Origin of the sequence: Microcystis sp. M53602_WE12 (genome assembly GCF_030065455.1) — a bacterium.
GTDB classification, from domain to species: Bacteria; Cyanobacteriota; Cyanobacteriia; order Cyanobacteriales; family Microcystaceae; genus Microcystis; species Microcystis aeruginosa.
In genome coordinates this window covers 1-5,846 of the sequence record NZ_JASJFB010000166.1, presented here as the reverse complement: position 1 = coordinate 5,846, position 5,846 = coordinate 1, and the positions used below count along the sequence as shown (strand labels likewise).

Here is a 5,846-nt window from a genome sequence, read left to right as displayed (position 1 = left end):
TTTTGCGCGTCATCTGCTGGGGGAAAATGACGAGATAATTAGGGTTTGCTGAAAAAGTTTTTCGTGGGGACAGGGTGGGAGGCGTGGGGTGTGGGGTGTGGGGTGTGGGGTTTTACCGATTTTGAGGTAGTCAGTTACCTAATTTTCAGGGAAAAAGTCCCAGAATTTTCCCCCCGATCCCCGCAATGGCTGGCACTTTTTGAGGGAAAAAAAGTCTAAAAGTCTTATCCAACAAGGTTTTTAGATTTATTCAGCAAGCCTTAAATAAATCGACCCTCAATTATCAGTTATCAGTGAGCAGTTATCAGTTATCAGTTATCGGATTTGAGTTTTAAGTGAAATGACATCTTTTCACTTGTCACTGATCACTGTTTACTGATCACTGTTGACTGAAAAAGCTTCCCAGATTAAAACAAAGTCCAGGTTAAATCAGCATCAGTCAAGTCCACATCTTCTAAAATTGCCCCGCGCAAATCGGCATAACTGAGATCCGCACCCCGGAAACTGGCCCCGGTGAGATCGGTAATAAATCCGTCTCTTTCGGGACTAGCACGAAAATTAACCCGGCAAAGTCGGCAATCAGCGAAATTAGCTCGATATAACAGGGAGCCGCTCAGATTGGCATAGTTGAGATCGGCTCCGCAAAAGTTAGTTTTGCCTAAGTCCGTGCGTTGGTCGGAAGTGGAGCGAAAATCCGTATCGATTAATACGGCCTGCTGGAGATTAGCACTGTTGAGATTAACACCGTTTAAGACGGCTTTGGTTAAATAAGTGGCTTCTAAATTGGCTTCGATGAGATTAGCCCCGCTTAAGTCCGCATCTCGTAAACAAGCTCGATAAAAGTCCACTTGACTTAAATCTGCTCCCCAGAGAATCGCCTCACTTAAATCCGCTTCTCTCAGCAGCGATCGCGAAAGGCCTATCTTTCCTAACCGCGCCTGTCGCAGATCGGCACGGCAAAAATTGACTCCTGGGAGGGCAATATTAGTTAAGTCGCTTTCCCGCAAATTAATCCCCCGAAAATCTCTTTCTCCCTCCCGATAGCGTTGACAAAGTTCTTCTAGGAGCATGGAAATTTTGCACATAGCATAATTGAGGCAAAATGTCAAGGGTTTGGTAATTTTTATTTAGGGAGATGGAAAGTTGGCAGACTCTCGAATTCTCGGGCCCGTTGACGCATTTGCTGACTAATGCGATCGCAAACCACCTTACAGAGATCATAGATCACGGGGTCGGTAATTTGATAGTAAACGCTGACTCCTTGGGGTTGCCGCGAGATAATTCCCGCTTGGGTTAAAGCTTTCAGGTGTTTGGAGAGATTGGCCTGACCTAGTCCGGTAGCTTCGGCGATTTCTTTACCATTCATCGCGCCTAATTGCAAGCAACTGAGAATCTGTAGGCGACTGACTTCCGACAGGACTTTGAAATAGTCCGCCACCGAAGCGAGGACGACGCTAGAGGTTTGGGGGGAGAAACTGTCCAACATAGGTAGGTAATAAAGTGACCAGTTAAAAAGGCTGACAATAGGTGATCGTTTAAAACTTTATAACTATTGACTACTATAGTTTAACTGGAGAGGTAACTAGAGTCTAGTCTGCAAGCTCGATCGAGATTGGGTCATTCAGGAATCTATTGCTGCAAGAGTGCCTCCTAGCTCCACCAAAAGACTTTTTCAGCAAACCCTAACTATAACCGAGCATGGTAGTGATTAACTTCCGGACTGTAGTGCTAGGATGGTTCTCCAAATTGCTTGGTAAAGCCCATTCTGAGTCAAGATAGGACATCTTCAGTAAATCTCTCACTTGTTTTGATTTAGCTTGTCCTGTACTTTGAGCAACCCCAAAAGCCTGATAAAGTTCTTTGGCCGAAATGTGGGGATTTTGAGTAGGATCGAAGAGAAAATTGACCATTCCTAGGGCGTGAGTAATGCCGGCAGCCCAGGAATTAGCCTTACCTTTTTCTAGGGGAGAGGGACGCTTACGAGCTAAAGTTGCAGTTAATTGGCGAATAAGTTGGGCATATTCTTCATTAAGATATTGAGCGGCAAATTTATCGGTAATATCGATAATTTCTTGATATTTGGCCTGCATTGCCTTGGGAACATTTTCCGATTTAGAAACAGCTGGAAGCGTTTTTTTCAATATTGCTGCCGCTTGCTGTTTGGCGCGTTGTTCAGCATTATATTTTTCTTGAAAAGCTGTTAAACCCTCCTGACTGGTGATATCAAAACCCTGCTGATGCGCTTGTAACAAGAGATTTTTCATAAAACCGCCACTGTTGGGATCGTTCATCAGTTGACCAAAGCGATCGCCTAATTGCTCTAAATATTTAATAATAGCTTTAGCCTGAGTTAATTTATATTCTCGTCCCAAAAATTGCCAAAAACTAATTAATTCAGGGATAGCATCTTCCGTTTCCGTCGGATCGAGGATAGTAATTTTGCGTGGTAAAATCTTCTCCATTAAGATTTGCACATCAGCCTTAGTCATGGTAGCAAGGGTATAACCTTGATAGAGATAGCCCAACTCAATCAAGGTAGCAATCCAACCACCACCTTCTTCTTTTTCTTGATAATAGGCCTCTCCCTCGGGCGAATTGATATATTCTTCGATCGCTCCAGTAATATAATCTTCTAATAAGGGTTCGGCTTCATCGTAGTCTAAATTATCTAATTGTCGGATATTAAAAGTCATAACTCTAGTTTTCCTCCGAGGCTTTCCTTTAATTTTAGGGGATTAGCTGACCTACAGCCAAACTGACGCTAAAATAGTCTTTGCTGTCTGGGGTTGTTGCTTGCTCCTGACGGTGGTTGTAACCGGTAACTGAACATGACTTCGATTCGTCAACTGCATCAACAACTCGTTAATAAAGAAAAAACAGCCGTCGAAATCGCCACAGAATTTCTCGCTCGTATTCAAGCGATCGAACCACAAGTAAAAAGCTTTCTCCATTTAACCCCGGATTTAGCCCTCGCACAAGCCCAAAAAGTGGACGAGAAAATCGCCAGGGGTGAGTCTCTGCATCTGTTGGCCGGTATTCCCATCGCATTAAAAGATAATCTCTGCACCAAGGGTATCCCCACCACCTGCGCTTCCCGGATTTTAGAGAATTTTGTCCCCCCCTACGAGTCCACCGTTACCCAAAAATTACGGGATTTAGGAGCAGTTATCGTCGGTAAAACCAATTTAGACGAGTTTGCTATGGGTAGTTCCACCGAAAACTCCGGTTATCACGTTACTGCTAATCCCTGGGACTTATCCCGGGTGCCTGGTGGCTCTTCGGGGGGGTCGGCTGCGGCTGTGGCCGCTCAAGAATGCGTGGTCGCCCTAGGATCGGATACGGGGGGATCAATTCGTCAACCGGCTTCGTTTTGTGGCGTTGTTGGGCTAAAACCGACCTATGGCTTAGTTTCTCGCTTTGGTTTGGTGGCTTACGCTTCTTCTCTCGATCAGATCGGTCCCTTTGGTCGTACCGTAGAAGATGCGGCGATTTTATTACAAGCGATCGCAGGTTACGATCCCCAAGATTCTACCAGTCTCAATCTGCCGATTCCCGACTATAGCCAATTCCTGAAAACCAGTTTAAAAGGGCTAAAAATTGGCGTAATTAAGGAAACTTTCGGGGAAGGTTTGGATCAGGTGGTTGCTGAGGCAGTTAATCAAGCTTTAGCGCAGTTAAAGGCCCTCGGTGCCACAATTAAAGAGATTTCCTGTCCCCGTTTCCGTTACGGATTGCCCACCTACTACATTATCGCCCCCTCGGAAGCATCGGCGAATTTAGCCCGTTACGATGGGGTTAAATACGGTATTCGGGAAGATGCCGATAGTTTGATTGATATGTACACTAAGACTCGCGCTCAGGGTTTTGGTGCGGAAGTTAAGCGCCGGATTATGTTGGGAACCTATACCCTCTCGACGGGTTATTATGATGCTTATTACCTGAAAGCACAAAAAGTCAGGACTTTGATCAAAGAGGATTTCGATCGAGCTTTTCAATCGGTAGATGTGTTAGTTTCTCCCACTTCACCGACCACAGCTTTTAAAGCTGGGGAAAAAACGGCGGACCCTCTGAGTATGTATTTATCGGATTTAATGACTATTCCCGTCAATTTAGCCGGTTTACCCGGGTTAAGTCTTCCCTGCGGTTTTGATGGGCAAGGTTTGCCGATCGGTTTACAATTAGTCGGTAATGTGCTGCGCGAAGATCAATTATTTCACGTCGCCCACGCCTACGAACAGGCCACCGATTGGCACAAACGTCAACCATCTTTTACAAATTGATACAATTGCCGGTGGCTATCTTTTGCCGGTAGCCAAATAGTAGGGTGGGTTAGGCGATGACAAATGAGACAGTTAAGCAACTAATAAGGTATTCGCCATAACCCACCAATCTGTTGATTTTGATCCTAATGCTGAATTGCTAGAATTTGGTATTGTATGTATCGGTGATTTCTCCGAAAGTTGATGTGTCTCTATGAATATATCTCTAGATTTATTAAAGAGTGAGTTTCGAGAATTTTGCTCAGGATATTATATTAATCAAATAGATAGTTGGTTTACGGATGCGGGATTTGATAAATACGAGCCTCGTGCATCTACGCGCCGAGATCAATTGAATGGATACTACTCAAAGATTGATTGGGAAAATCAAAACGATATTCAGAAATTTCTGAAAGTAATTGAATCAATACTTTTATACAAAAGTTATAATATTAAGGAAGAGCATAAGCAAACTTTAAGAGGAATTTGTGAAAAAAGTGGTTTTCAAGTTGATAGTAATGGCTACACAATTCATTTAACCAAAAAACTAGGACATCAAAATATCAAAAATATTATTTTTGCCTCTAATTCTTTTAAACCAGAAATTATTTTTTCAGATTCACTTAGCAATGATATTGAAATTACGAAGTATAAAGAATCCTGTTTGATCTATGATAAGCCGATTCAAAGTCATGGATTATTAGGGATAGAGTTAATTGATTGGTGGAAAGAGTATAAAAAAATTATTAGCTGGTCAAATTCAGAAGCGGCAGCTCCTCTTTACAAACGACTTAAAGAATCCTTGCAAAATAATCCAGTAGAATCTAGATTTTTTGACACTTACTATAAAAACGAGCAATTATGTCGTCGTTGGGGTGAAAATTCGCCCGCTCTACTGCCACAAGTTTATTTACATTATGATCCCTATACTATCAAAGAACTCAAAAGATATAACAATGGGAGAAGATTGATAAGACAACGTATGGATTTTTTATTATTATTGCCAAAATCAAAAAGAATTGTTATTGAGATTGATGGTAAACAACATTATGCTGAGGGAGAATATGCGAAGCCTCAGCTTTATGCAGAAATGGTAGCTGAAGATAGAAAGTTAAAATTGCTAGGTTATGAAGTTTATCGATTTGGAGCTTCTGAAATTATGCAAGAAACCTATGAGTCTATAGTGGTAAATTTTTTCCAAAAACTTTTTGATTTTTATGATATAAACCTTGATTTTTGAAGACTAAGAATAGGGTGCATTTCATGGTTCTTATAATTATAGCGTACAGTAGGATTACGGAAGGGTCATGCTTGGTGCTGAGTTTAATTGCCTTCCATATATTGAAGTCAAACTTTGTTGATTAGGGTTGACAATTAATCATAGCACCAACCGCAAGAGCGATCGAGCAAGGAAAACAATTAATTCCACGGATTAGAGAAGAATTCCTGAGAGGGGGACAAGCGAGCTAGAAGGTAGATAGGGCAAGCGATATCGCTCTTTGTCCTTTGATGTAATCCTTCAACCGATAGCGGCTAATTTGCATTAACTCTTCTATATTTTTTTGGAACATTTGATGTAGCTGGAGC

The 5,846-nt window shown here is 42.2% G+C and carries 5 protein-coding genes; 2 read left to right on the top strand and 3 right to left on the bottom strand.

The features are described from left to right. Positions 1-407: 407 nt before the first annotated feature. From hetL to PX482_RS06515, 3 genes are all read right to left on the bottom strand, one after another. Positions 408-1,070 (bottom strand): heterocyst differentiation pentapeptide repeat protein HetL, encoded by a 663-nt coding sequence (gene hetL, locus PX482_RS06525; RefSeq protein WP_043998998.1) that lies wholly within the window; start codon positions 1,068-1,070, stop codon positions 408-410. Between the two features lie 53 nt (positions 1,071-1,123). Then, entirely contained in the window at positions 1,124-1,486 is a 363-nt protein-coding gene (locus PX482_RS06520) for an ArsR/SmtB family transcription factor (RefSeq protein WP_002758508.1), read from the bottom strand. 196 nt (positions 1,487-1,682) lie between these two features. Continuing rightward, positions 1,683-2,693 (bottom strand): DUF6398 domain-containing protein, encoded by a 1,011-nt coding sequence (locus tag PX482_RS06515; protein ID WP_002758507.1) that lies wholly within the window; start codon positions 2,691-2,693, stop codon positions 1,683-1,685. A 135-nt stretch (positions 2,694-2,828) separates the two neighbouring features. Here PX482_RS06515 and gatA point away from each other — a divergent pair, with 135 nt between their 5' ends. Continuing rightward, positions 2,829-4,280 (top strand): Asp-tRNA(Asn)/Glu-tRNA(Gln) amidotransferase subunit GatA, encoded by a 1,452-nt coding sequence (gene gatA, locus PX482_RS06510; protein ID WP_288027978.1) that lies wholly within the window; start codon positions 2,829-2,831, stop codon positions 4,278-4,280. Positions 4,281-4,473: 193 nt separating this feature from the next. Beyond that, complete coding sequence (locus tag PX482_RS06505) at positions 4,474-5,499, top strand: DUF559 domain-containing protein (protein ID WP_288027976.1); 1,026 nt, start codon at positions 4,474-4,476, stop codon at positions 5,497-5,499. The last annotated feature ends 347 nt before the right edge of the window (positions 5,500-5,846 follow it).

Excerpts from the sequence above, each read along its gene's own strand:
- hetL (WP_043998998.1), bottom strand. The coding sequence starts at position 1,070 with ATGCTCCTAGAAGAACTTTGTCAACGCTATCGGGAGGGAGAAAGAGAT.
- PX482_RS06515 (WP_002758507.1), bottom strand. The coding sequence starts at position 2,693 with ATGACTTTTAATATCCGACAATTAGATAATTTAGACTACGATGAAGCC.
- PX482_RS06505 (WP_288027976.1), top strand. The coding sequence starts at position 4,474 with ATGAATATATCTCTAGATTTATTAAAGAGTGAGTTTCGAGAATTTTGC.
- gatA (WP_288027978.1), top strand. The coding sequence starts at position 2,829 with ATGACTTCGATTCGTCAACTGCATCAACAACTCGTTAATAAAGAAAAA.
- PX482_RS06520 (WP_002758508.1), bottom strand. The coding sequence starts at position 1,486 with ATGTTGGACAGTTTCTCCCCCCAAACCTCTAGCGTCGTCCTCGCTTCG.